This window comes from Paenibacillus sp. FSL K6-2859, assembly GCF_038008265.1.
In the GTDB taxonomy this organism is placed as follows: domain Bacteria; phylum Bacillota; class Bacilli; order Paenibacillales; family Paenibacillaceae; genus Paenibacillus_AQ; species Paenibacillus_AQ nitricinens.
The window spans coordinates 657,325-681,508 of record NZ_JBBOYU010000001.1; the positions used below are offsets into that span (position 1 = coordinate 657,325).

Consider the following 24,184-nt stretch of genomic DNA (forward strand, 5'->3'; position numbering starts at 1 on the left):
CCATTAACTGTAACTAACAACATAGTACAGCTATGAGGGGTACGTCAAGACACAACATTAATTTGTAATATTTTGGAATGTATCAAACTCCCTCTGTAGCGCTGAACCCTTGTGGTGATGTTTCCAATGAACTGTCATAGGGTAATGCAAGAGTAAATACCGAAGGCTTTGTTGCCAGAAGGAGTGGAATATGCGCGCTGATGTACAGAACTTGTTCATAGGAATCCACATGCTTTATTGTGCCCATGATAAAGATGTGACGATCTCGGAGATGCTGCTCGGACTGGAAGACATGGGATATCGTGTAGGAGAACGCGAAGTGAAACAGGAATTGGAAAAGCTGACGCTGGACAACTTTCTGACTGCACATAGTGAAGGGTACAGTATTACTGGCACGGGTATTGAAGAGTTCAAGGATATTCGAGCCAAACTTCAGGTGCTGTGTAGTGAAGTTATTCAGGGAGCAGAATGAAATCATTTAACTCAAAGTTTCATAAAAGCGTCTGTATCAAGGGAGAATTAACCTTCTGATGCAGGCGCTTTTTACGTGAGAGGATACAATTTGTTCTTTTCTATGTTAAAAAAATTAGAACTTTTAGCTTAAGGATATACTCTTGAATGATGTATAATTGATAAGTTGAAGGGGGAGCGGAGAATTGTATCTATGCAATGGAGTGACACCTACACTGATCGGTAGAAGATTAAAATTATTTGCTATGACTACAGAGCATGCGTCAGCGTTATTTCAGGTTTGGTCTGATCCGGAAGTTACTCTCTGGCTGGGTGCACCGGCATTATCCTCTATAGAAGAGACGAAGCAGCTTATAGACCTTCTATCACAGATGGCTCAGGAAGAGGAGAGCTTACGTTGGAGTATTATTGGACCTGGGGAGGAAGTCATAGGTAGCTGTGGGTATAACCATTGGCAGCTTCAGGGGGCTTACCGTGGTGAAATAGGCTGTGATCTGTCGCCTGCCTTTTGGGGGCTTGGATATATGAAAGAAGCACTTGGTCTTGTACTCGATTTTGGTTTCAATATTATGGGCTTGAATCGGATTGAAGCGTTCTGTCATCCAGATAATATCCGTGCGGAGAGGCTGGTTCATACGCTTGGATTTCAGAAAGAAGGCTTACTGCGTCAATACAGGCAGATCGCTTCCGGCTTTCAGGATACTGCTCTCTATGCTTTACTGCGCGAGGAGTGGCAATCCACTTAATACATAAAGAGAGGGTTTGGAACATTGAAGTCAACAGGGGATTTAGAACGTAAACTAATATTAACAGGGGTACTGCTGGCCACGTTTCTGGCGGCCATTGAGGGGACTGTAACAGGACCAGCCGGGCCGGCGATTGTAGGCGACTTTCAGGGAATGCAGTGGCTGAGCTGGATATTTACTTCATATTTACTGGCAATGGCTATTACTACACCTATTTTTGGCAAAATCAGTGATCTGTTCGGACGCAAACCTGTATTCATGTGGGGAGCGGCTGTTTTTTTACTAGGCTCATTATTATGCGGCATATCTCAAAGTATGGAACAGCTGATCCTGTTTCGCGCGATACAGGGGATCGGTGCGGGTGCACTTATTCCAATGACCTTTACTATTATCGGTGATATTTACAGCATTGAAGAAAGAGCAAAGACACAAGGGCTGCTAAGCTCTGTATGGGGGATTTCCTCTTTGGTAGGGCCACTGCTTGGTGGCTATGTGGTAGATTACTTAAGCTGGCGCTGGGTATTTGTATTCAATCTTCCATTTGGTGTGTTGGCAATGGTATTTATTGCGCGCTACCTGAAGGAAGAGAAGGTGCGTCGGAAGACACAGATCGATGTGGCAGGCGTTCTTCTGTTCGCAGCAGGCATGGGGGCTTTACTCTTTGGACTGTCCACTGGAGGACAGAATCTGGCATGGACTTCTCCATTACTACTGGCAACACTGGGTGCAGCGGTTATCCTGTTAATTCTATTTCTGTTTGTGGAGCGCCGTGCATCAGAGCCTATGCTTCCACTGAACTTATTCTCAAACCGTAACATCGCGGTATCAACGGGTGCTAACCTGCTGGTAAGTACCTTAATTATTGGACTTTCTACGTATATCCCCTTATGGGTGCAAGGCGTATCTGGAAAAAGCGCTGCAATCTCAGGTTTGCTGCTTGCACCAATGTCTGTAGGTTGGATGCTTGGGTCAATAGCAGGTGGACGGATGATTCTGCGCGCGGGTTCTCGCCGGACGGCAATGCTTGGGTTGATGATGATTGCTGCCGGAGCAATTGGACTGGTCTTCTTGACTGGAGAATCTTCGCAGCTAATACTCTTAGGCTTAATGCTGGTCTGTGGAGTGGGCTTCGGATACTCTTCTACGGTCTTCACGATTATCGCTCAATCTTCGGTTGCGTACGATCAACGTGGTGCGTCCACAGCGCTTAATGCATTTACCCGTTCACTGGGTCAGACCATTGGGGTAGCTATATTTGGTTCTTGGCTGAACTTGAATATTGATCAACTGTTGCGAAAACAACCGGATTCAAACGTAACAGGTGAAGATATTAATAAGCTGCTCGGCTCGCATACAGGAACTAACCTGTCTGGTGAAGTATCCAACAGTTTGCGTGGTGCACTTGAAGGAGGACTTCATTCACTATTCATCGTGATGGCAGTATTCGCTGTCTTATCACTAATTATATCTTGGGGTTTGCGCAAGGGTGTACCTTCGGTAGAGGATGCTACTTCTTCTTTGAAAAAGGCATAACTCAATCTCTAAATCATATAAAGAAGCCCGACCGGGTATTTACCGGTCGGGCTTCTTCGTGCGATAACAGCTTGTCTAACACATATGAAGTAAAAAGCAGCCTAGCCTCTAGCTCTACTTACGGGGAAGAGGGGAAAGCTTCTCAGCTTGCAGGCCCATCTTCTTGAGCAGAGTGATCATTTGTTCCTTCTCTTCATCATTTAGTCCGCTGAAAGCAAGATGAAGACGCTCTGAGTATTTCGGATACATCTCATTCATGAGACGTTCGCCTTCCGCGGTCAACTCCGCGAAAATCACACGACGATCACTTGGACAAGGCTTGCGCTGCAAATAGCCGCGTTCTTCAAGCTTGTCGATTACGTAAGTCACGTTGCCGCTTTGTAGCAGCAGTTTGGCGCCAATTTGTTGAATGGGCTGTGGTCCCTTATAGTACAACACTTCCATGACGGCAAAGGCAGTAGGATTAAAACCTTCAATTTTGCTACCAGTAACAGCATGCTCATTAATGCTTTTAAAGGATTTGGCAAATACCCGGTACAAATGTAGTGTTAATTGTGTATCACGTTCATAAGATTGTATCATGCTTCTCCACCCTTTATCGTTAATCATGTGAACTCGTCGCACGTTCTGTAATCATATCTATTAGTGCACGGTTTACCTGTGCAACGAACTTTGAGATAACAATAGAATACGTGAAAGATCGGATGAAGAACATGTGATTTGTCACAATGAGCAACTTTTAATTATTAAAAATCAAACAATTTTTTGAATATGTTGAAATTGAATGTTTTTCACCTCAGTCTCTGAAAGGATATTAATTTCATTCCACGGTTCAAGTGCCATTTACGACCCGAGACGGATGAATCTCATTCTCCAATATTTTACTATTATTTTATCGAGAAATAGTAATGGGGAGTGAAGGAAGGATGGAGGAACATCATATTCATGCTTTAAAAGAAAGTAAGCTAACCGCGAATAAGCCATTTATGTTGCTTATCGCTGCACAGCTTGTATCGAACATAGGAGACTGGTTGCATATATTGGCACTATTGACGATGGTAGGATTCAAATGGAATGCTACGCCATGGGAGATTACGGCCCTATCTTTATGTATGGCTGTGCCTCTGCTGTTAGGAGGTCCGTTTGCCGGCTATTTAAGTGACCGTTTCAACCGCAAGGCACTAATGATTGGTTCAGATATAGCCCGTGCAGCGGTAGTTATTTGCTTGGTATTTGCAGGCTCGCTGTGGCAGGTTTATGTGCTGCTGCTGGCTAAGGGATGTATGGATGTGCTGTTCTCTCCGGCCAAAAGCGGAAAGATTAAGGAACTTGTGCCTGTGGCTCAGATGGATAAAGCAATGGCGCTTAGCTCATCTATAGAGCAGATAACTAAAATTGTGGGTCCAGCGCTTGGTGGATTGCTAGTTGCAGCCTTCGGCATATCTGTTTGTTATATGATCGATTCTGCTACATTCGTTTTATCGGCGATCATTTTGCTTGGATTACCGCGTACAGCTGCAATTAAGAAGAAAGATACGGAAACAAGCGGGGGGGATACGGAGGTACGTAAATCCTTCCGCCAAGAAATGTCGGCAGGTCTGCAAGTGATTGCAGGAATGCCTGTAGTGCTGTGTGGCATTGTTATGTTGGTACTGGTGCTGCTAATGCTACAGATCGGAGACTCTCAGATTGTAACGTTATTCCGGGAGATTCCAGGTGTGAACGGAGATCTCCTGGGGTGGTGTGTAGCAGCCAGTGGCTTTGGAACCTTACTATCTGCGCTGCTTGTAAGCCGATTAGGCAGTGGTAAGCATCCGCTTATTTTTATGGGATTAGGGGCTGTAATCATGGGCGTTGTCTTCTCGGGTGCAGGAATCGTAACTGCTCATGGCCAAGCGGGAATCTGGATGAACATTGCTTTGTTTGGGTCCTTCATGTTTGCTGGTGTGGGTGCAGGATTAGCGTTTATCCCCTTCAATTCAATGCTCCAGCAACGGACACCTGCGGAATACACAGGTCGTGTATTTGGAACCATTGGCAGTCTTACAAGCGCAGCTGTTATTCTAGGACCTGTAGCCGGTGGAGCCTTAGTGACAGCATCGGGGCCGGTATCTGCCTTTATTCTATCTGGTTTGCTTACAGGATTGTTAGGACTAGGGTTGTTAATGCTGCGTGGTAAAATCGAACGCAGGGATGAGGCGGCGATCAAGAAGCAGGAAGGAATAGCTGCGACGAATAACATGGAATTTGTAGGACAGACCTCCCTTTGATGGGAGGTTTCTTTTATTCGCTATTGCACAGGGCTTAAGTTATTATTGTGAAAAAAGCAGCTTGATTATTTTCAGGAAAAATATATAGTACGATTAGATAAGTTGCGATTGCCTCTGTTGATCATTTGAATATCATTCATATACGTAATAGAGAATGCAATTTATAATAGTACCTATTAGAAGTTTTAGGAGATGGAGAGTATGGAGAAGGTAGATACAATGATGGATACCGATAGCTACGACGACATTGTGCTCGATGTTGAGATCGATGAAGCTGGCTATGAAGCGGGAGATCCTTGCATATTCGATATTTCTTTTCAAGTGAAGCGAGGGCAACTGCTCGGATTGATCGGACCTAATGGTGCTGGGAAAAGTACAACCATTAAGACCCTGCTTGGTTTGTTGAAGAATACCAAGGCTAAGGTGTCTTTTAGTGGAGTTAATAAATCATACGCTTATGTACCGGAGCAACCTGTGTTTTATGAGGATTTGACATTGTGGGAGCACTTGGATTTAGCGGCCGCTGCCTATGGACTGAAGTACGAACAGTTCGAAGAAACTGCAGAAAGACTGTTGAAGCAGTTTGGTATGGGCCATGTGCGCAATGATCTTCCAGCTGGATTCTCTAAGGGCATGAAACAAAAAATGATGCTAATGCTTGGCTTTTTGGTACAGCCGGATGTGTATATTGTGGACGAGCCATTTATTGGTTTAGATCCTCGGGCTACGAAAGATTTCCTGCGGCTGCTGGAAGCGGAGCGGAAGCGTGGAGCTGGTGTATTAATGTCCACACATGTACTGGATACTGCAGAGAAAATATGCGATGATTTCGTACTGATCTCCGGGGGAAAGGTTGCCGCCTCGGGAACACTCGAAGATATACGCGATTATGCTGGGCTGCCGGAGGCGTCGTTGTTTGATTGCTTCGACGAACTGACATGAGTAAGCAGGGCAAGCGGGCATTTGCTTTTTCTAATGCCAAACAATTATTCAGACGGCGGCTATTCTCTCATTGGCGTGAGCAATCCGCTATTATCCGTACGGCGGCTGATTGGACCGTGCTCTTATATATTCTTATTCCCGGAGGTTTTCTGGGCGGGCGGTTGTATTATGGATTCTGGAATGAGGGGCTACCGGCTTGGAGCGAAAATTTGCCGTTTATGCTCATTCTTTCATTATTAGTACTTCTGATCTGCAATGGGGGCTTGGTGCTATTGTTGCAGGAAGGCGATCTATTATTTCTTAGACAAAGGCAGCGCTGGATAAATACGATCGTATTTCGAGGATTACTTTACAGCCTGATTGTAACATCGCTGAAGTTCGTTGTGGCTTTTGCACTGTTATTGCCTTTTCTGATTCGGGGATTTGAGATGACGTCATCGGAGGTGTGGGCGCTGTTCGCTCTGACCTTGGCGTGCAGCTGGTGTGTTAAGTTACTTGGACATCTTGTAAAAGTACAAAAGCATGGTTGGCGGCGCTGGTTGTGGCTGTTTCTGGCGATCTCCGTCCCGAACGCTATCTATTTCAGAGTAGCTAGCCTTTGGAGTGATCGTCCGCTCTTCATTTGTCTCAGTGCGGTTGTATTTACAGTCGTTGCAATAATCGCCTTCCGTTGTCGCTTAGTGATGCGTGGGACATTTATGAACGACGTGCGCGAAGACTACAAGCAGCGAATGAAGATAGCAGCCATACTGCTTCGCAATGTTCTGGATAAACCTCGTCCGACTCGCCATAAGCCGTGGATTTTCCGGAAGTCACAGCCTTTGCTTAAATCAAAGACTGCCGAGAGCCGGTTCTCTGCGGCAGCGATTAAGGCACTTGTGCGAAATCCGGCCCATTTGAAGCTTTACTTTGCTTTTACAGCCGTGTCCGCTGTAGCGATCCTTATCATTCCATCGGGGTTCAAATGGCTGGGATTTGTAGTCTTAACATCGCTTATGACGTTTTGGCTGTTCTCTTTCTGGTCGTTGTTTGTTGGTGATGATTACATTGGGATCCTTCCGTTTACGAAAGAACAAAAAGCTGAAGCAGGTATGCATGCGGTCCCTATCCTATTGCTTCCCTTTACCATGATTTCCTCCGCACTGATCTGTCTCTCTTTATATGGATGGTGGGGGCTCATCTTGTTCATTCCGGTTGGATACATGGTTGGACTCTTTATCAGCAGAATATTTGGTACGTTCCGGCTGGGCAAAGATTGATAGATAGAACTAAAAACAGCGTGAATTGAGAAGCTTCTCAATTCACGCTGTTTTTAATTGCACCGCATTAGCTAAGGCGAAGGTCAGCAGCATGTTTGCCTGCTGTATACCCAGTAGAGAATGCGGCTGTTATATTGTAGCCACCAGTGTAGCCATGGATATCGAGTACCTCTCCACAGAAGAATAACCCTTGCATAAGCTTCGATTCCATTCTTTTGGGATCGATCTCTTTCAGATTTACGCCGCCGCCTGTAACAAAGGCTTCGGATAGGGAACGGGTACCATGAACATTAACGGGCATCCTTTTCAAGATGCCTGCTAGCGCAAGCAATCCATTCTTGGATACATGATGCCCCGTAATATCTCCATCCAGGTCAGCTTTAGCTAACAAGAGGGGAATGAGACGTTCTGGCAGCAGCCCCTTTAGTGAATTGCGGATCGCTTTCTTCGGCTCCTGGTCCAGCTTGTCTTGCAGCAATGATTCCACTTCTTGCAAGTTCAGATCAGGGAAGAGATCGATGGACATCTCAACAGTGTCAGTCCCTGATTTACGCTGGACCTGTCTCAGAAATTGGCTGCAGCGCAGTGCAATTGGCCCGGATAATCCAAAATGGGTGAATATCATATCTCCGCGATGAGAAATGACCTTCTTTCCTTTTTGATTCCAGACAGTTAGTGCCACATCGCGTAGCGACAATCCTTGCAGCTCACCGGATTTAATCCACTCTTCCCGTGAAATAATCGGTACCTCTGTCGGAAATAGCTCAGTAATGGTGTGGCCTGCGGCTTCAGCCCATGGGTACCCATCTCCTGTAGAGCCAGTCTGAGGAACGGACTTTCCTCCGGTGGCGATGATTACGGCAGCACTGGAAATCGTTTTGCCGGGACCCAGCTGAACACCCTTAACAGCCCCTTCTTCATATATTACATGTGAGACAGGACTATCTGTCATAATCTGCACACCTAGATTCCGTACTTTGTTGATTAAGGCGGAGACAACGCTGGAGGCTTTATCGGAGACGGGAAACATCCGTCCGTTGTCTTCTTCTTTTAATGCAATACCTAAGCCTTCAAAAAAGGCAATGATATCTTGATTATTAAAATGGTCGAAGGCGCTATACAAAAACCGCCCGTTTCCCGGGATATAGGAGATTAACTCATCTCTCTCCTTGACGTTCGTTACATTGCAGCGTCCGCCACCAGATATCCCGAGCTTTCGTCCTAGCTTAGCTCCCTTATCGATCAGTAGTACGGATGCCCCGTGTTCTGCTGCGGCTACACTTGCCATTAATCCCGAAGGGCCGCCACCTATGACGATCACATCGAAGTTGCTCATGAAATTTTACTCCTTTACATGTTAAGACACGGGTGTTACTTCGTGTTTTCCTAACGGAATCATACCATTCTGACTCTCATGTAACCAGTCTTGTCCATCCACTTAGTGATAATTCGTTGTCAGAAGAGTGATCCTGTGCTTTAATCTAGACATGTAGGGCAATTTGTCCATTTTGGGGTGTGATTGTAATTATTGGCGCAATTAAGGATATATTATTGCAAATATCGGCAGCATGCTCCTTTCTTTTTCTGATTCAGTGGTGGGTGGACCGGGGGCTTGTGGCTCGAAAAAAAGGTAGTTTCCCGGATAATCAAACTTTTTTGGTTTTGGCGTGTACGTTAAGCCTTATTCTATGCTCACTTCTTTCGACGACTTTATTCGGTATTGCTTATTTGAATTTAGGAATGATCCCTGCTTATATCGGTATTTTATATGGAACTGTACGTTCAGGGATTCTGCTGTCCATCTGTTTGCTTGTCTGCAATATAATCATTGCAGAGCCAACCGGAATAAGTAATATGATATTAAATTCAGGAATATTATTATATCCGTTGCTATTTGGGCTGGCTAAGCCTTTTAAGAAAGGCACAGTGGTAGAGAAGATAGGAATGTTATGGATGGTTCTTTGTCCGAACATGTTGTTCATTGCACTTGTACCTATTATAGGTGGGGAAAATATATATGAAGCCCATTCTGGCGAGTCGTTTTTGATTACTGTGTATCTTTTTTTTACGATCGCGCTAGGTGGTATTTTTGTTTATTTTGTTGAAATGGTCTGGAGTAGTTGGCGGGCTAAAGTACATATGGAAAGTATAAGTGATAATTTCCAGTGGGAGTCTGAGAAGCTGCAGCAGATTACAAATGTAGTACCTCTCAGTATTATGTCTCTGGATGATCACGGAGTTGTGACCGACCTTAATGATTGTATGTTGGGAATGGCACGAATTCATTATCCCAATTTGAGAAGGGAAGATATTATTGGCAAGCCGGTTAGGGAGTTTTTTAATGGTTCAGCGGATGCTGATGCATATATGCGGGTACGGGATAACATTCAGCATAAACGGCGTTCCCATGAGCGAATGATTCATGGAACGCGGATCTATCAAATTTATTCAGCACCACTAATGCATAAGAACTCAGGATTAACGAGTGGAGTGGTACTCATTGCACAGGATATTACGGATGAAGTGAAACTCCGTTCTGAGCTTGACCATGTGGAACGTTTGAGCTTAGTAGGGCAGATGGCTGCCGGAATTACCCATGAGATTCGTAATCCTATGGCGGTAGTTCGTGGATTCTTGCAGCTGATGAGAGAAAAGAGTTCGGATGATTTGGATTCTTATTATCAGATCGTGCTCGAGGAACTGGATCGGGCGAATAGCATTATTAACGATTTCCTATCGCTGGCGCAGAGCCGGATATCCGATAAGGAGAAGGTGCTTTTACACCGAGTTATAGAAGAAGTCAGTCCGCTGCTATGGGCGGATGCTAATCTTCGTGGTCAAAGTGTTGAGTTAAAGCTGAACGCATCCATCCATGAATTGGAGTTAAACGTTCGGGAAATAAAGCAGCTTATCCTTAATTTAGGCCGCAACGGTATGGAGGCTATGGGATCCAAGGGGATTCTGACACTGGAAACACACAGTAATCAGGATCAAGTGGAGCTGATTGTAAGGGATAGAGGAATAGGTATGTCGGAAAGTCAACGAGAGAAGTTGTTTTCCCCTTTTTTCACAACAAAAAGGGAGGGAACGGGTCTAGGGTTATCCTTGTGTCTCAGTATTGTGGAACGGCATAACGGCAAAATAACTGTAGATTCTGTAGAAGGGGAGGGTACAGTATTTACCATCTCCTTCCCTTTAGCAAAGGAAGAATATAGCGAAGCCATGCTTGCGGATTGAATCAGGTTACTGCAGCATCTCTTGCTTTCACAGAGTATGAATGTATAATAAAGTTAGTAAGTACTGCTGTAATGTTATCTGACAAAACAGTAATTAGTGAAGGAGAGTGCAGAGAAATGTCCATGTCTTTTAATCAATATATGAGAGATTCGATTCAGCCTATGCGTGATGACCTTACAAGCATTGGGTTTCAGGAGCTTATGACTCCAGAAGAGGTGGAAGCCACTCTTCCTACCGCAAAAGGTACGGCGCTTGTAGTCGTGAATTCGGTCTGTGGTTGTGCTGCTGGACAATGCCGTCCTGGTGTAGCTCAGGCATTGCAAAATGAGATCGCTCCGGATCACTTGTTCACAGTGTTTGCAGGTCAAGAGAAAGAAGCTACTGCTAAAGCGCGTGAATATTTTGCTCCTTATCCGCCATCTTCCCCTTCCATCGCATTGATGAAGGATGGAGAGCTCGTTCATTTTATTGAACGCCATAGTGTTGAGAATCGTTCAGCTGCTGAAATTGCTGCTGAGTTGAAAGAAGTTTTCGATCGTTTTTGCAAGTAAAAAAGTTATTCCATATAATCTCGCAATAGTCGGTAATTCGGCTGTTGCGGGATTTTTCAAAATATAAGAGCGATAATGGGATAGAATATACTTAGAAGCACAGAGCTTCACTTGGTATGGATATTTTGATGGATATGGAACCATTTCTGATGGAACGGGGTGTGGTTTGTGAGTTTACAGGAAGAAATTATTGCTGATCTTGGTGTGAAGCCAACGATTGATGTAGAAGATGAGGTACGCAAACGGGTTGATTTCTTAAAGTCGTACGTGCTGAAGGCAGGGGCCAAAGGATTATTGATCGCCATTAGCGGCGGGGTGGACAGCGCGGTAGCTGCGGGTCTATGTAAGCTGGCTACAGACGAGCTGTCGGCTCAAGAAGGCACAGAGTATATTACGCTTGGCGTCTACCAGCCATATGGTGTTCAAGAGGATATCCAGCACAGTTATGATGTCGCTAAAGCCTTTAATCTGACCCATACCGTGGAGACAAACATTGAGGAAGCTGTAAATGAGATTGCGCTTGAAGTAGAGCATAGCCTGAAGTCCTTGGGGCAACATCGTCATATGACCCATCAAGGCAAGGGTAATGTTAAAGCGAGAACACGTATGGTTATGCAATATGCGCTCTCTTTTGAGAACAATCTGATTGTAGTAGGAACGGATCATGCTTCAGAAGCCATTACGGGTTTCTACACCAAGTGGGGGGATGGCGCTGTAGATATTACACCTCTATCCACACTTAATAAACGTCAGGTTCGTCAATTAGCTGCTCATATTGGTGTGCCTGCGGATATTGTTACTAAAGCACCTACGGCAGGCTTATGGCCGGGGCAGACGGATGAAACCGAGCTGGGCATTACTTATGACGATAATAGTGATTATTTGGAAGGCAAGCAGGTTAAGCCTGAGGTAGCTGAGAAACTCGAGAATTATTACCGGAGAACGGCGCATAAGCGCAATGTCATTCCTGGAATTTAGAATAGGTAGCAGTAGAAACCGCCACGGATCTGCGTTGTAGCAGCTCACGTGGCGGTTTTTATCATATCAGAAAGTATATATTTGGGGCCCCAAAAAAAGTATCTGAGTATTCATCAAAGCAAAGCTTCACTCTGTGGGGATATTTTATGAGATGGATAAGCTACAAGAATCTTAGTTAGCCAGCGTTTGATCGATAAAATCAGTGGTCGAAGCAATCGCAAGCTCCAATTGTGGGGTAGTGCCGGCAAAAGGATGCACAGTACCGAAGGTATGATTACCCTCAGGAATATGAACCCAGTTAATATCGGGTCGGAGTTCAGTGAGCTGCTCAGATCCTTGCCGGAGGTGCACTCCATCCAGACTGCCTTGAATAAGAACAACTGGGAAGGACGCTGTCTTCATGCGTTCAAGGATGTTATAACGTTCTTGTTGGTTCTCCATATCTTCTAAAATAACAGCATCCAGCGGCATTTGTTGGCCCGTGCGTGCATTAAGGACGTGGGTTCGTCCTGTTTGCTTCATCTCCTGCTTTTGTTCTTCTGTCAACAAATCGAGCTTCGTAACCCCGTTCCAGGAAATGACCCCGCTAACTTCATTGGGATGGTCAAGCGTGTAGACCAGACAAATTCCCCCTCCAAGACTATGCCCGAGAAGGAATAAGGGCAAGCTGCCAAATTTCGGGTGCTGGCTAAGGTAGGACAACAGTATTTCCATATCCTTCAGCTCGCGACGAAAGGTGTTGCGGGCGAATTTCTCAAGCTCGGTAAAATGCAGCAGATCCTCTCCGATTCCGGCATGTGAGAAGTTGAAGGTGATCACTTCATGATCTTGGCTGAGAGTAGTGGCTATGTAAGGAAACATCCCCCAATCTTTGAAGCCCTTGTAGCCGTGTGCAATAACGATTAGGCTCTTAGGTGCTTCTTGGGCAGGAAAGTGTGAGCAGCGGAGAACAGCGTCTTCACCAGCGGGTATTTCGAAATTACGATGCTGCATAGGGTAATCCCCTCTCTCTATATATAAATGAAGTAAATCAGCAAGTCCATCACGAAGGCATCTAGATAGACTTCCAAAGCATTTTCTTTTAAGATAGCAGAAAGAATCTTATAGGACTATAATTAAAAATTGAAATGAAAGACCTGTATAATGATCATACCATTATTGAAGTAGTATAGGATACACGTCCATAAGGAGCGTGAAATTTTGATTTACGGAATCGGACATGATGTGTTAGAAATTGAGCGAATCTCTGAGGTAATGCTTAGGGGACAGGGGGAAAAATTTAACCAGCGCATCCTAACGGAGCAAGAGTACCAGCTTGCTGAGCAACGAGGTGGAAGGTTGGCTGAGTTCGTAGCCGGGCGTTTTGCTGCCAAGGAAGCCGTTGTGAAGGCTTTAGGCTGTGGTATTGGTAATGTGGTTGGTTTTCAGGATATTGAGATATTACCTGACCATAAAGGTAAGCCGGAAGTAACCTTATCATGCGAAGCCTGGAGCAGACTAGATCTACCTGAAGGACAGAAGTATATCATTCATCTTACGATAACACATGGCCGTGATTTGGCTTCAGCTTTTGCGGTGGTGGAGGAGCTAGGTTCATGAATTGAACCGTGATTATAGAAGGGCAAGGAGAGTTACAATGAAACAACAAGAACGACAGGTTTTGCAGGAACGAGAAGAAGCACGAGAAGGACAAGATTTGCTAGAGCGAGATGAACGACAAAAACAGGTGGATTTAAAAGAAGGACAAGATAAACAAGATCAGGAGCTGCGGGAGGCCAAGCAATATTTCAGTTATCATTTGCTGGAGTGGTATCAAGGGCAGAAGCGGGATTTGCCTTGGCGCAGGCATCGCAATCCTTATTATATTTGGATTTCTGAAATTATGCTGCAGCAGACAAGGGTAGACACGGTAATCCCTTATTTTAATCGTTTTATTGAACGTTTTCCGACGGTGGAGTCACTCGCTGATGCCCCTGAAGAAGACGTGCTTAAGTGTTGGGAAGGTTTAGGGTATTATTCCCGCGCACGTAATATACAGCATGCAGCCAAGCAGGTAAAGGAGCTTTATGGGGGACAGGTGCCGAATGATCGTGAGGCGGTGTTCAGCTTAAAGGGAGTGGGTCCTTACACAGCAGGGGCTATTCTCAGTATTGCGTTTAATCGGCCGGAGCCAGCGGTAGATGGTAATGTAATGCGGGTGTTGTCCCGATACTTCCTCATCGAGGATGATATCGCTAAGGGACCCACCCGCGTGAAAATGGAGCGCCTGGCGGCTGAGCTGATCCCAGAGGGGGAAGCTGCCTCCTTTAATCAGGCGCTTATGGAGCTCGGGGCGCTCGTATGCACCCCGAAATCACCGAGCTGCTTAACCTGCCCGGTGATGGAGCATTGCGCTGCGCGCCTGGCGGGCTGCGAGACTTCGCTGCCCGTCAAGACCAAGGCCAAGCCGCCGCGCCCAGAGGAGCGGCTGGCAGCCTTGATCGAGGGCCGCGGTGCCCACGCGGGCCAAGTGCTCATCCGGCAGCGGCCACAAAGCGGGCTGTTAGCCCGCATGTGGGAGCTGCCGCACTGGCAGGCGCCGCCAGCCGAAGGCGGCGCTAAGAGCGCGCGGCTGCCGGAGGCCGCGGCGCGGGACCGGCTGCGCCGGTCACTGCGGCAGGCCGGGATCTCCGCCCGGCCTGAGGAGCACTGGATGGCTGCTGAGCATATCTTCAGCCATATCGTGTGGACCCTGCAGGTGTATCGCTGCAGGGAGGAGGACGCCCTTCCGCTGCCAATAGCGGCAGAAGGACAGGCAGCCTACACCGCGGAAGCAGGCCTGTTCCCAGAGATGGACAGTAAGGTGCCCATCGAGAAATTTGAGGATGGCAATGCTAGTCCAGAGGATGGCGGAGCTGTTCGCTGGATCAGCCGTGAGGACATGGCTAATTATGCGTTTCCTAATGTCTTCTTGAAGCTGCTGAACCTTTATTTCGACGAGCAGGAAGAGCTGGCGAAGTCGGGGGAGTAGAGATTATCCGATGTGGCAAAAGAATGAGTTGTAAGAGAAACAGCAGATATATGAGAAGTGTCTGAAGTAAGTAAATTACGCGGAAGTGGATGAAGTAAGAAATGCATCCAAAGTCTCTGGAGTAGGAAATGTGTTAAATGCGTCGATTGTGCTGAGCGAGATGAATATGTAGATGTTTTAGATGTGTTAAATGCGTGGAATGTGCTGAGCGAGTCGAATGTGTAGATATTTAAGATGTGATGAATGCGTCGATTGTGCTGTGTGAGTTGATGCAGTTTGATGTGTTAAATGCATCGATACAGTTAAATGTGTTGTATATATATGTTGTGCGTGAAGAGAGAGTGGCGTACGCATCTAAACATGATCACTTACCTCATCCCTGTGGTCAGTTTAAAGGGAATTCCTCCCTATAAACTGACCACGGGGATCTGTATTTGATCTTTTTAGGGAAAAACTCCCTTTAATTTGGGTGAATACCTGAATTATGCTCCAATATGGATGATTTAGAGGGAGGATTTCCCTAATTACTCGTATTTAAGTGTTTATGAGCAGAATTAGAGGGAGTTATTCCCTAATTAGAAGCAGAATGCCTCATTTTGGCGTCTTTTCAACAGCGGTACGATAAAGGGCAGTCTCGTTCCACACTCATTGATCTGCATTCAAGCGGAGTAAAAAAGTGATGTCCGAGGATAAAGATCTACCCTATTTGTTTCTAACAAACCCTGTTACTAACGAACCTTGTTTTTAACAAATCTGCTTCTAAACGAAATTAGTCTCAAACAAACTCTCTACACACCCCACCCAAATAAACGACCCAAACACAAAGAAGGTATCCCTGAGCCATAACAGCTCGGAGATACCTTCTTTGTTTATACTTAGTTAAACGGGAAATCCACAGCCTTGAAGGCTATGACTTTATCCGTAATTTAATTCCTTATTTCGCGCTTTCGTAACGTTTGCCAACTTCTTCCCAGTTTACTACGTTCCAGAACGCTTTGATGTAATCAGGGCGTTTGTTTTGGTAGTTCAGGTAGTAAGCGTGCTCCCATACATCCAGTCCGAGGATCGGAGTAGCGCCTTCGCTGATTGGGTTGTCTTGGTTAGGTGTGCTTGTTACTGCCAGTTTGCCATCTTTAACAACTAGCCAAGCCCAGCCACTGCCGAAACGAGTAGTTGCTGCTGCTGCAAAATCTTCTTTGAATTTTTCGAATCCGCCCAGCTCGCTGTCGATAGCTGCTGCAAGTGCGCCAGTTGGTGCGCCGCCGCCGTTTGGTCCGATAACTTCCCAGAACAAGGTATGGTTAGCGTGTCCGCCACCATTGTTACGAACAGCAGTGCGGATAGCTTCTGGTACAGCGTTCAGGTCTGTAAGAAGTTCTTCGATGCTTTTGCTTTGCAATTCAGGTGCCTTTTCCAAAGCTGCGTTCAGATTAGTCACATATGTGTTATGGTGTCTATCATGGTGAATTTCCATCGTCAAAGCGTCGATGTGTGGTTCGAGTGCGTTGTTTGCATAAGGAAGTGCTGGTAATTGAAATGCCATGGAAAAATCCCTCCTGAGTATATTAGAATTTGTATAGATAAAGAACTTCGGCGGTTTATCGTCAAAATTCTTTATTGTTGATATGTACTATAGGGTATCTCCCAATAGGATACTTTAATTAAACAGTATCTGGATCAATAATGCAACATTAAACAAACATAAATGTTTATAAAGTATAATTGGAATGTAAACAGGAATATCAATTGTATTTAGAATGTTAAAAGAAAGAGCCTTCACCCTATAGACATATATCAATATAATTACCCTTATAATGAAACAATGAATCCTAGTCAAAATGTAAACGCTTGATATTAAGCGCTTTCAAAAGAAAAATGATGATATCACGAGAAAAGTGTGCTTTAATAGATTTAAAAGCAGGTATTCCTCGGTATTTGATGCTTTTTTTTATTTTCTCAATGTTAAGGGAACCCCTTCTTTTTGTTAAATTCATAAGCCATAGACAAGGGAGATTTTAAAGAATGCACGTTCGTTCCTTTCAATTAAGCGACGTTAGCCCTGTGACTGATTTGCTGCAAACAGCATTATCGGAAGAATGTTTCGAGAACACTATCGAGCCTTTCTCCAGGCAGCTTTCATGGGATTCAGATCTCATTGTAGTTGCGGAAGATGAAGAAGAAATTGTTGGAGCACTGATTGGTACGATTGAGAAAAACCACGGTTGTTATTTCCGGATTGCTGTACATCCTGATTATCGCCGCAGAGGAGTCGGTAGAAGTCTGGTATCGGCTATGGAATCCAGGTTTCAAGCTCGTAAGGTTAGTGGTATCTACGTAGCTGTCGATGAGCATAATTCTTTTGCCTTGCCATTGTATGAAGCTATGGGATATAGCGAGAATCAAATTTTCAAATCTGTCCGGAAGCTGAGCATTGTTGGGTAATTTCGGTCACTCAGATGCGTAAGCGGAAACATTTACTAAATAAAGAACTATAGTTGATGATATAGTCTGTTTCATTCATACTCAAGCGTATTTTCCAGAAGTCCATTACTAATGGCTGGGAGATATGCTTTTTTATTGTTATAATATCTGCAAGTATAGACATCAATAATTGAGAATAAGAGGTGACATATTGAGTCAGGAGTCCCAAGTAGAGTTCATGCGTAATCGGAAGCAAAGACATAGATCCTCCAGATCAAAGAAAGGCTTTGGAGGTCGTTTGGCCGCGGAACTGAAGGAATGGTTGCTTACAGCGGTAGTTGTCTTTGCGGTAATGTCGGTTCTTAATATTTTTGTGTTCAATATATCAACGGTCAAAGGTCAGTCTATGCAGCCAACGCTTGTGGAAGGTGAGAGGCTCTTTATTAATAAGCTTTCATTGATGTTTGTAAACCCAAAACACGGGGATGTCGTCATTCTTCATGATCCTAGTACGGGGCCTAGTCGAAAGGATTTTTTAGTGAAACGTGTCATTGGCATACCTGGAGATATCATAGAAGTGAAGGATCACCAGTTATATGTGAATGGGAAAATAGTGAATGAGCCGTATATAGATACCGAGATTGAAGACCCGGATTTCGCGGCGTTAACGGTGGAGAGCGGAAATTATTTTGTCATGGGAGATAACCGTCATGCTTCAGCAAGCAAAGATAGCCGTTATTTCGGCTCGATCCCTCAGGACATGATTGTAGGCAGAGCGGATTATATCTGGTGGCCGTTGTCTAAACTGAAAGGATTATAAGAAAGATTATTAACGATATGAAAAGGAGAAGGCGGAAATGAACAATACTTTTCAGTCACCGTACGCACCCCCGCCTTCCAAGTGGGCAGAGCTTAAAGCGGAAATTCAGGAGGCTGCGACGTCACTCGGTATTGATGATATCGGGTTTACTACAGCAGAGCCTTTTTTATATTTAAAAAATATTCTGCAAGACCATCGGGACAAAGGTTATGAATCGGGTTTCGAGGAACCAGATTTGGATAAAAGGACGATTCCAGCACTGTCATCCGGGGACAAGCCTTTGTCAATTATTGCAATTGCAGTAGCGTACCCTTCCAAAATGGAGAATCCCCCGAAGTCTGAGCCAGGTGCGCGTAGAGGCATTCTCGCCCGAGCATCATGGGGCAGGGATTATCATCATGTGCTGAGGGAGGCCTTAAGTAAGTTAGAGGACTTTATTCATGAACGTGTGCCGGAGGCTGTGCTGGAAAGTATGGTCGATACCGGTGTGTTGGTAGATAGAGCAGTTGCGGAGAGAGCAGGAATAGGCTTCAGCGGCAAAAACTGTTCCATTATCTCGCCCAAATGGGGATCCTGGATTTATCTGGGGGAGATGGTTACGAACATTCCTTTTGCTCCGGATGAACCTGTTGAAGAAGGCTGTGGGGAATGTACCAAGTGCATTGATGCCTGTCCAACCGGCGCGCTGGTGGGTCCGGGTCAACTTAACGCGCAGGCTTGCATTTCTTTTTTGACGCAGACCAAAGGATTTCTGAGTGACGAATACATGACAAAGATTGGCAATCGTCTATACGGCTGTGATACCTGCCAGATTGTATGTCCCAAGAATCGAGGGAAGAACTGGAATCATCGCCCTCAGATGCTGCCTGATCCTGAGATCGTGAAGCCATTGTTAATGCCGATCCTGGATCTTAGCAATCGTGAATTCAAAGAGAAATTCGGAAATAGCTCTGCTGCCTGGAGAGGCAAAAAACCAATGCAACGAAATGCGATCATCGCTCTCGGTAATTTCAAGGAAGTAGAGGCTGTGCCTAAGCTAACAGAAATTGTTCTGAAAGAGCCGCGGCCTGAGATGCGAGGCACGGCTGCTTGGGCGCTGGGACGCATCGGTGGTGAGGAGGCTCTAGCTGCTGTTGAATCGGCTTTAGATCGCGAAGAGCATGACACGGTAAAAGAAATGCTGAGCCGGGCACAGGATGTGCTCCTTACTGCGAAGCAGGCACGAGAGGACAGTGATGTTAATGAAGGAAAAAGATCATAGACAGGTTGCATATTCCCAATTGCTGTCCAGTTCTCGAAATGCTATGATAGATTCGCGCGCCATATGGCGATGCAGACAATAGAGTGTAGAGGTGGGCTTTAGATGAATATCGCATTACCTATTATTACATTGGTCGTAGGTCTCATCGGTGGATTTTTTATCGGTGTGTATTATCTGCGCAGACAAATGACAACTATGCAGAATGATCCTGAAATGCTGCAAAAGGTTGCGAAACAAATGGGTTATAACCTGAATGGGAAACAAATGCAACGTGCCCAACAGATGATGAAGAATCAGAACCAGACAGGCGCCCGACCAGGAGCAGCTAAAGGGAATAAACGTAGAAGTAAGTAACCGGGTCCGGATAGAAATTATACGGGTGCGGAAGGGGGAGACATCATGGGGAACATCAATGAATACGTGAACGGTAAAGTATCAGAGAACCGTGAGCAAATCGAGTATCACGTTGAGAAAATATTAGAATTAATCGGTGAAGATACCGGCCGCGAGGGACTGCTTGAAACACCAGCACGTGTTACGCGGATGTACGAGGAGATATTCGGCGGTTATTCGATAGATCCCCGCGAGGCGCTCGGTGTTACTTTTGATGAGTCTCATGAAGAGCTAGTGATCGTGAAGGATATCGTCTATTACAGCCAATGTGAGCATCACATGGCTCCTTTCTTCGGTAAAGTGCATATTGGATACATTCCGAGCGGACGGATTGCTGGACTCAGCAAATTAGCCCGCCTAGTTGAAGCAGTGAGTCGGCGTTTGCAGGTTCAAGAGCGCATTACGACGCAAATTGCGGATATTATGACGGAGGTACTAAGCCCTCACGGCGTTATGGTCGTAGTGGAAGGTGAACATCTTTGTATGTGCGCACGTGGAGTGAAGAAGCCAGGAAGTAAGACGGTAACCATGTCTACTAGAGGGGTCTTCCGGGAGGATGCCGCCGCTCGTGCGGAGTTTCTGAGCTTGATTAAAGAATAGTATATAGAGGTGTCTATGCCTCGAAATTAGAAGGACCGATTATTCACTTTTTGTGAGTGATCGGTCCTTTTGGGTCAATATAAGCGAATAGAAGTGATGTCTTCTACGAAGTGAAAAGTGATCAGTAAGGCTTCCATGCCAGTTTACTGGCAGCGGCAAAACGCTCTGACACATATGGCCAGTTGACGACCTTCCACCAATCGTTAATATAATCCGCACGATTATTCTGATGTTTCAGATAGTAGGCATGTTCCCATACATCCAAGGCCAAGAGCGGAACAACGTCCCATTGCGATAAATTTTGGTGTTTTTCTGCAGTGAGAATTTCTAGTCTATGGCTGCGTGGGCTCCAGATGAGAATGGCCCATCCGCCACCTTCTACTTTATTCGCAGCTTCGGTGAACTGTTTCTTGAAGCTGTCATAGCTTCCAAAGCTTTGTTCTATAGCTTCTAATAAAGCACCTGTTGGGCGCCCCCCGCCTTGCGGAGACATCACGTTCCAAAAGATCGTGTGAAGATAGTGGCCTGCGCCATTAAAGGCTAATTCTCTCTCCCAATGTTTAACGAGATCGAAGTCACCGTTCTTACGGGAATCTGCTAATTTAACTTCAGCCTTGTTTAATCCATCTACATAACTTTGATGATGCTTATCGTGATGAATTCTCATCGTCTTTTCGTCAATATAAGGTTCTAGTGCATTATAGGCGTAAGGCAAGGGAGGTAGCGTATGGCCGCCAATGGGTACCGCGTCGTTTTTATCGCGGATATCAGGAACAGTATCAGTAAAAGTAGAGAATCCATCATTTCGCGTGATATTGTCTGTATCGATGCTTACGACATAATCCTCTTTATAATCGCGCATGATTTGTGAAAGTTTTCCGGGCGAGCTGAGTGTCTGCAGTACGGCGAGAAAGTATTCTGATTCGCGAATAATATGCAGAATCACAGTAGTTGCAAGGGGGACAGCTTTGACCGCCGCGCTGCTCTCCATGATGGCAAAGAGCTGCCGGACGAACTCTTGGGATTGATTGCAGGAGATATGTAGCAGTTTTTCCGTTTCCGCAGTGAGTTCTGCCTGTGGTGGAGGAGAAGCGGAAAGGGCAGCATTCAATAGCTGCTGTGCCGCCTGCTCTGTTGCACCAAAAACAACGGCCCATTCATCGAGGAGTTTCACATAAGGATCCTCTAATTTAGGTACGATCGCTTTGATGACCTCAGTATGCTCTTTCTCTTGAGTTTTCCAAAATACGATTTCTTCCAGAATACGTACTGGCAGCATCGGCCCGTATACATATAGCATGCCAAGAAAACCTCCCGTGATATGTCTTTATCAGTCCATTATATGAACGGTCTTGGAAGGTTATGAAGAACATAAACTTAGAGTGACTCTTGGGCTTCTTTTTTTCCTGGGGATGAAAACAGCCTCTTCCTAGGATATATTTCTTTCTGTCCCTGGAAGAGGCTGTTCGTATGGTTATTAGCACTTAGTTAGTTACTTGCCATCGCTGGCTGATCGCCATTATTATTTTTGGCCAAATGGACATTCCCTAAGAAAGCGGAGACCCGCCGCAAATACTCACGGGGATGCTCGCGGAACAACAGCTCATGATGACTACCCTCGATGATCCAGGAATCAGAGAACGGATTGTTCTGATTTGCTGCTAGTTCTTCGGCAATAGGATAAGGGGCTTTATCGTCTTTGGTTCCATGCATGAATAGGATAGGGAAAGGATAATCTTTGGACTTAACCTTGGCATAAGGAATTTGATCTAGTCCCGTACCGTTCAGTACCGGGAACAGCATTTCCATGATCGCCAGGGAAGGTTGGCGCGGCAGATCGATATTCTGCTTGATATTATGATACAGCGTGTCTGGTTCTAACAAAAAGGTGCTGTCCAGAATCATCGCGTCGATGTCCTCAGATACTAATCCTGCCTGCAGTGCTGTGCCAGCACCCATGGAGAAGCCCCAAACAACTAGCTCTTTCGCCCCGCGTTCCTTTGCGAAATCAATGGCGCCTAGAAGCTGCTGGGATTCTTTTTTGCCGCCGGTTGCAATATCCTTATTACCTTGGGCAGCAAATCCGTAATCAAACATTACGACATTGAAATTCAGACTGTGTGCATAGTGCGCGAGATCGTACATAGGTACCCAAGACTCTTCGCGGTTGGCACCATAGCCATGACTGAACACGATAGTCTTAGTGGCATCCTTGGCTGGAATATACCAGCCGTTCATCATGCGACTGCCATCCTTAGCTGGGAAGGTTACATCCTCGTAGGCGAGGCCTTTGGCCATCATAGGATTGGAATACAGTGGCGCAACGGTTGGATTGGACAGCACCCAAGCGATGTAGCCATGAAGCGAGACAAAACAAAATGCTAAAAAGAAGAATATAGATAATAGCAATGCAACGATAATATGCTTAACACGGATCATCCGCAGCGATAGTCGTGATGAACTGCCCTGTTTAGGTAGTTTAGGACGACGGGAGACTGACGTGCCTGCTCGGCTGGTTGTCAGATCCATAAGGTCCCCTCCTAAGTATGATGTGAGTACTAGTGCCTAGGATATTTTGTCGAAAATGATACTAAAGCATTAGTATATTTAATATGTTTATCGTATGTTGAAGCACTTACAAAGTCAATGAATTGGACCGTTTTGTAATGTAACTGTAAAGTGCGGACCAGTCTTTTTCGGCTCAGTGAATATACTGGACTTTCCGTAGAGTTTTGCACTAAGATAGAGTTAATTATAATGTAACCGCGTTTCACTTGATGAAACACGAGGGGGGATTACTGTGGAGGACCGAAAGCTAACGGTACGCGCGGTAGAACGTGCGCTCGACATATTACTTTGTTTTACGCAGGACAGTGATTTAGGGTTAACAGAGATCGCATCAAAGATTGACTTACATAAGAGTACAGTCCACAGATTGCTGGCAACACTCGAGGAAAAGGGCTTTCTTATTCGCAATCCGGCGACAGAAAAATACAGGCTGGGTATACGCATCTGGGAGTTGTCTACGCATCTGCCTGCTTTTGACGAGTCGGCAGCGGTATTGCTGCCATCTATGGAACGGCTGAGAGATCGACTCGGAGAGACGGTAAGTCTTTACTTACGGGATGGTATTGAACGCGTACGTATTCAGGCGGTACAGAGCCAGCAGGCGATTCGTAGAGTCGCACAGATCGGTGCGAGGCTGCCATTATCCGTAGGTGCGTCGAGTAAGGTGTTAGCGGCGTATGCACCGCCTGAGGTGTTGAGAGCGCTGCTGGAGAGTTCGGAGTGGCCGGATTACGTTGAGAAGAGTGTATACAAAGATCAGCTTAATGAGATCATCCGGTTAGGGTATGCTACTAGTTTCGAAGAACGTGAGTCTGGTGCGGCCGCTGTGGCTGTACCTGTCACAGGCCGTAGTGGAAATGTGATTGCGGCATTATCGCTGTCAGGGCCGGTCAGCCGCTTGTCTAGGGATACGTTAGTGGAGTATGCCGCCATCTTGAAGGAAGCAGCAAGTGAAATGGGTATGATGATTCCATAGGAAGAACAGGGTGGTCTCATAAAGTGTGTTTTTCGCTGAATGAGACAGACCGTTAAGAAGCAGAACAGCGATCTCTCCGTTATTGGAGGATCGCTGTTTGTTTTTTTGAGTAAGGGGGGCTTGATTTTGTCGAATAATGGGTACCTGA

General features: G+C 45.6%; 22 protein-coding genes and 1 pseudogene. 17 read left to right on the forward strand and 6 right to left on the reverse strand.

Annotation, left to right across the window (positions count from 1 at the left end):
- The first annotated feature begins 190 nt into the window (after positions 1-190).
- From MHB64_RS02925 to MHB64_RS02935, 3 genes are all read left to right on the forward strand, one after another.
- Positions 191-472, forward strand: a complete 282-nt coding sequence (locus tag MHB64_RS02925; RefSeq protein WP_094874766.1) for a hypothetical protein — start codon at positions 191-193, stop codon at positions 470-472.
- Between the two features lie 184 nt (positions 473-656).
- Positions 657-1,217 carry a GNAT family N-acetyltransferase gene (locus MHB64_RS02930; RefSeq protein ID WP_341133674.1) on the forward strand — a complete coding sequence of 187 codons (561 nt, stop codon included), beginning with the start codon at positions 657-659 and terminating at the stop codon, positions 1,215-1,217.
- A gap of 24 nt (positions 1,218-1,241) precedes the next feature.
- Positions 1,242-2,750, forward strand: a complete 1,509-nt coding sequence (locus MHB64_RS02935) for an MDR family MFS transporter (RefSeq protein WP_341133675.1) — start codon at positions 1,242-1,244, stop codon at positions 2,748-2,750.
- A gap of 114 nt (positions 2,751-2,864) precedes the next feature.
- On the opposite strand, the gene MHB64_RS02940 is transcribed toward MHB64_RS02935, so the two are convergent.
- Positions 2,865-3,332 carry a MarR family winged helix-turn-helix transcriptional regulator gene (locus MHB64_RS02940; protein WP_042123913.1) on the reverse strand — a complete coding sequence of 156 codons (468 nt, stop codon included), beginning with the start codon at positions 3,330-3,332 and terminating at the stop codon, positions 2,865-2,867.
- 344 nt (positions 3,333-3,676) lie between these two features.
- Here MHB64_RS02940 and MHB64_RS02945 point away from each other — a divergent pair, with 344 nt between their 5' ends.
- The 3 genes from MHB64_RS02945 to MHB64_RS02955 all read left to right on the forward strand — a co-directional run bounded on the left by MHB64_RS02945 (position 3,677) and on the right by MHB64_RS02955 (position 7,221).
- On the forward strand, positions 3,677-5,020 hold the full coding sequence (locus MHB64_RS02945) for an MFS transporter (protein WP_094874763.1): 1,344 nt from the start codon (positions 3,677-3,679) through the stop codon (positions 5,018-5,020).
- A 201-nt stretch (positions 5,021-5,221) separates the two neighbouring features.
- Positions 5,222-5,962, forward strand: a complete 741-nt coding sequence (locus MHB64_RS02950; RefSeq protein WP_179281789.1) for an ABC transporter ATP-binding protein — start codon at positions 5,222-5,224, stop codon at positions 5,960-5,962.
- Positions 5,959-7,221, forward strand: a complete 1,263-nt coding sequence (locus tag MHB64_RS02955; RefSeq protein ID WP_094874762.1) for an ABC transporter permease — start codon at positions 5,959-5,961, stop codon at positions 7,219-7,221. The genes MHB64_RS02950 and MHB64_RS02955 overlap by 4 nt, the downstream gene beginning before the upstream one ends.
- A gap of 67 nt (positions 7,222-7,288) precedes the next feature.
- Here MHB64_RS02955 and MHB64_RS02960 read toward each other — a convergent pair whose 3' ends face one another.
- The gene (locus MHB64_RS02960) at positions 7,289-8,557 is read right to left on the reverse strand and encodes a BaiN/RdsA family NAD(P)/FAD-dependent oxidoreductase (RefSeq protein ID WP_341133676.1); all 1,269 of its coding nucleotides are present in this window, start codon (positions 8,555-8,557) and stop codon (positions 7,289-7,291) included.
- Positions 8,558-8,835: 278 nt separating this feature from the next.
- Here MHB64_RS02960 and MHB64_RS02965 point away from each other — a divergent pair, with 278 nt between their 5' ends.
- From MHB64_RS02965 to nadE, 3 genes are all read left to right on the forward strand, one after another.
- Positions 8,836-10,458: a two-component system sensor histidine kinase NtrB gene (locus MHB64_RS02965; RefSeq protein WP_143812417.1), complete on the forward strand. Its 1,623-nt coding sequence runs from the start codon at positions 8,836-8,838 to the stop codon at positions 10,456-10,458.
- 116 nt (positions 10,459-10,574) lie between these two features.
- A complete protein-coding gene (locus MHB64_RS02970) occupies positions 10,575-11,009 on the forward strand; it encodes a BrxA/BrxB family bacilliredoxin (protein ID WP_042184644.1) in 435 nt (144 codons plus the stop codon).
- Positions 11,010-11,177: 168 nt separating this feature from the next.
- On the forward strand, positions 11,178-11,987 hold the full coding sequence (gene nadE / locus MHB64_RS02975) for an ammonia-dependent NAD(+) synthetase (RefSeq protein ID WP_094870726.1): 810 nt from the start codon (positions 11,178-11,180) through the stop codon (positions 11,985-11,987).
- A gap of 171 nt (positions 11,988-12,158) precedes the next feature.
- Here nadE and MHB64_RS02980 read toward each other — a convergent pair whose 3' ends face one another.
- Entirely contained in the window at positions 12,159-12,980 is an 822-nt protein-coding gene (locus MHB64_RS02980) for an alpha/beta hydrolase (RefSeq protein ID WP_094870725.1), read from the reverse strand.
- Positions 12,981-13,187: 207 nt separating this feature from the next.
- On the opposite strand from MHB64_RS02980, the gene acpS reads away from it, so the two are divergent.
- Positions 13,188-13,586: a holo-ACP synthase gene (acpS, locus tag MHB64_RS02985; protein ID WP_341133677.1), complete on the forward strand. Its 399-nt coding sequence runs from the start codon at positions 13,188-13,190 to the stop codon at positions 13,584-13,586.
- 37 nt (positions 13,587-13,623) lie between these two features.
- Positions 13,624-14,997 carry an A/G-specific adenine glycosylase gene (mutY, locus tag MHB64_RS02990; protein ID WP_341133678.1) on the forward strand — a complete coding sequence of 458 codons (1,374 nt, stop codon included), beginning with the start codon at positions 13,624-13,626 and terminating at the stop codon, positions 14,995-14,997.
- Between the two features lie 934 nt (positions 14,998-15,931).
- Here the strand turns inward: mutY and MHB64_RS02995 are convergent.
- A complete protein-coding gene (locus MHB64_RS02995; protein ID WP_042184652.1) occupies positions 15,932-16,540 on the reverse strand; it encodes a superoxide dismutase in 609 nt (202 codons plus the stop codon).
- Positions 16,541-17,019: 479 nt separating this feature from the next.
- On the opposite strand from MHB64_RS02995, the gene MHB64_RS03000 reads away from it, so the two are divergent.
- The 5 genes and pseudogenes from MHB64_RS03000 to folE all read left to right on the forward strand — a co-directional run bounded on the left by MHB64_RS03000 (position 17,020) and on the right by folE (position 20,492).
- Positions 17,020-17,439, forward strand: a complete 420-nt coding sequence (locus tag MHB64_RS03000; RefSeq protein WP_036676822.1) for a GNAT family N-acetyltransferase — start codon at positions 17,020-17,022, stop codon at positions 17,437-17,439.
- 190 nt (positions 17,440-17,629) lie between these two features.
- Positions 17,630-18,238, forward strand: coding sequence for a signal peptidase I (gene lepB / locus MHB64_RS03005; protein ID WP_256990523.1), 609 nt, complete (start codon positions 17,630-17,632; stop codon positions 18,236-18,238).
- A 37-nt stretch (positions 18,239-18,275) separates the two neighbouring features.
- Positions 18,276-19,472: pseudogene (gene queG, locus MHB64_RS03010) on the forward strand (tRNA epoxyqueuosine(34) reductase QueG); the annotation flags it as partial.
- A 129-nt stretch (positions 19,473-19,601) separates the two neighbouring features.
- Positions 19,602-19,853 carry a YneF family protein gene (locus MHB64_RS03015; RefSeq protein WP_042123938.1) on the forward strand — a complete coding sequence of 84 codons (252 nt, stop codon included), beginning with the start codon at positions 19,602-19,604 and terminating at the stop codon, positions 19,851-19,853.
- A 45-nt stretch (positions 19,854-19,898) separates the two neighbouring features.
- Complete coding sequence (gene folE / locus MHB64_RS03020) at positions 19,899-20,492, forward strand: GTP cyclohydrolase I FolE (RefSeq protein WP_042123940.1); 594 nt, start codon at positions 19,899-19,901, stop codon at positions 20,490-20,492.
- A gap of 121 nt (positions 20,493-20,613) precedes the next feature.
- Here the strand turns inward: folE and MHB64_RS03025 are convergent, their stop codons facing one another.
- Positions 20,614-21,792 (reverse strand): Fe-Mn family superoxide dismutase, encoded by a 1,179-nt coding sequence (locus MHB64_RS03025; protein ID WP_341133679.1) that lies wholly within the window; start codon positions 21,790-21,792, stop codon positions 20,614-20,616.
- 188 nt (positions 21,793-21,980) lie between these two features.
- Complete coding sequence (locus tag MHB64_RS03030; RefSeq protein ID WP_076285877.1) at positions 21,981-23,021, reverse strand: alpha/beta hydrolase; 1,041 nt, start codon at positions 23,019-23,021, stop codon at positions 21,981-21,983.
- A gap of 271 nt (positions 23,022-23,292) precedes the next feature.
- On the opposite strand from MHB64_RS03030, the gene MHB64_RS03035 reads away from it, so the two are divergent.
- Complete coding sequence (locus MHB64_RS03035) at positions 23,293-24,036, forward strand: IclR family transcriptional regulator (protein ID WP_094870720.1); 744 nt, start codon at positions 23,293-23,295, stop codon at positions 24,034-24,036.
- Positions 24,037-24,184: the final 148 nt, after the last annotated feature.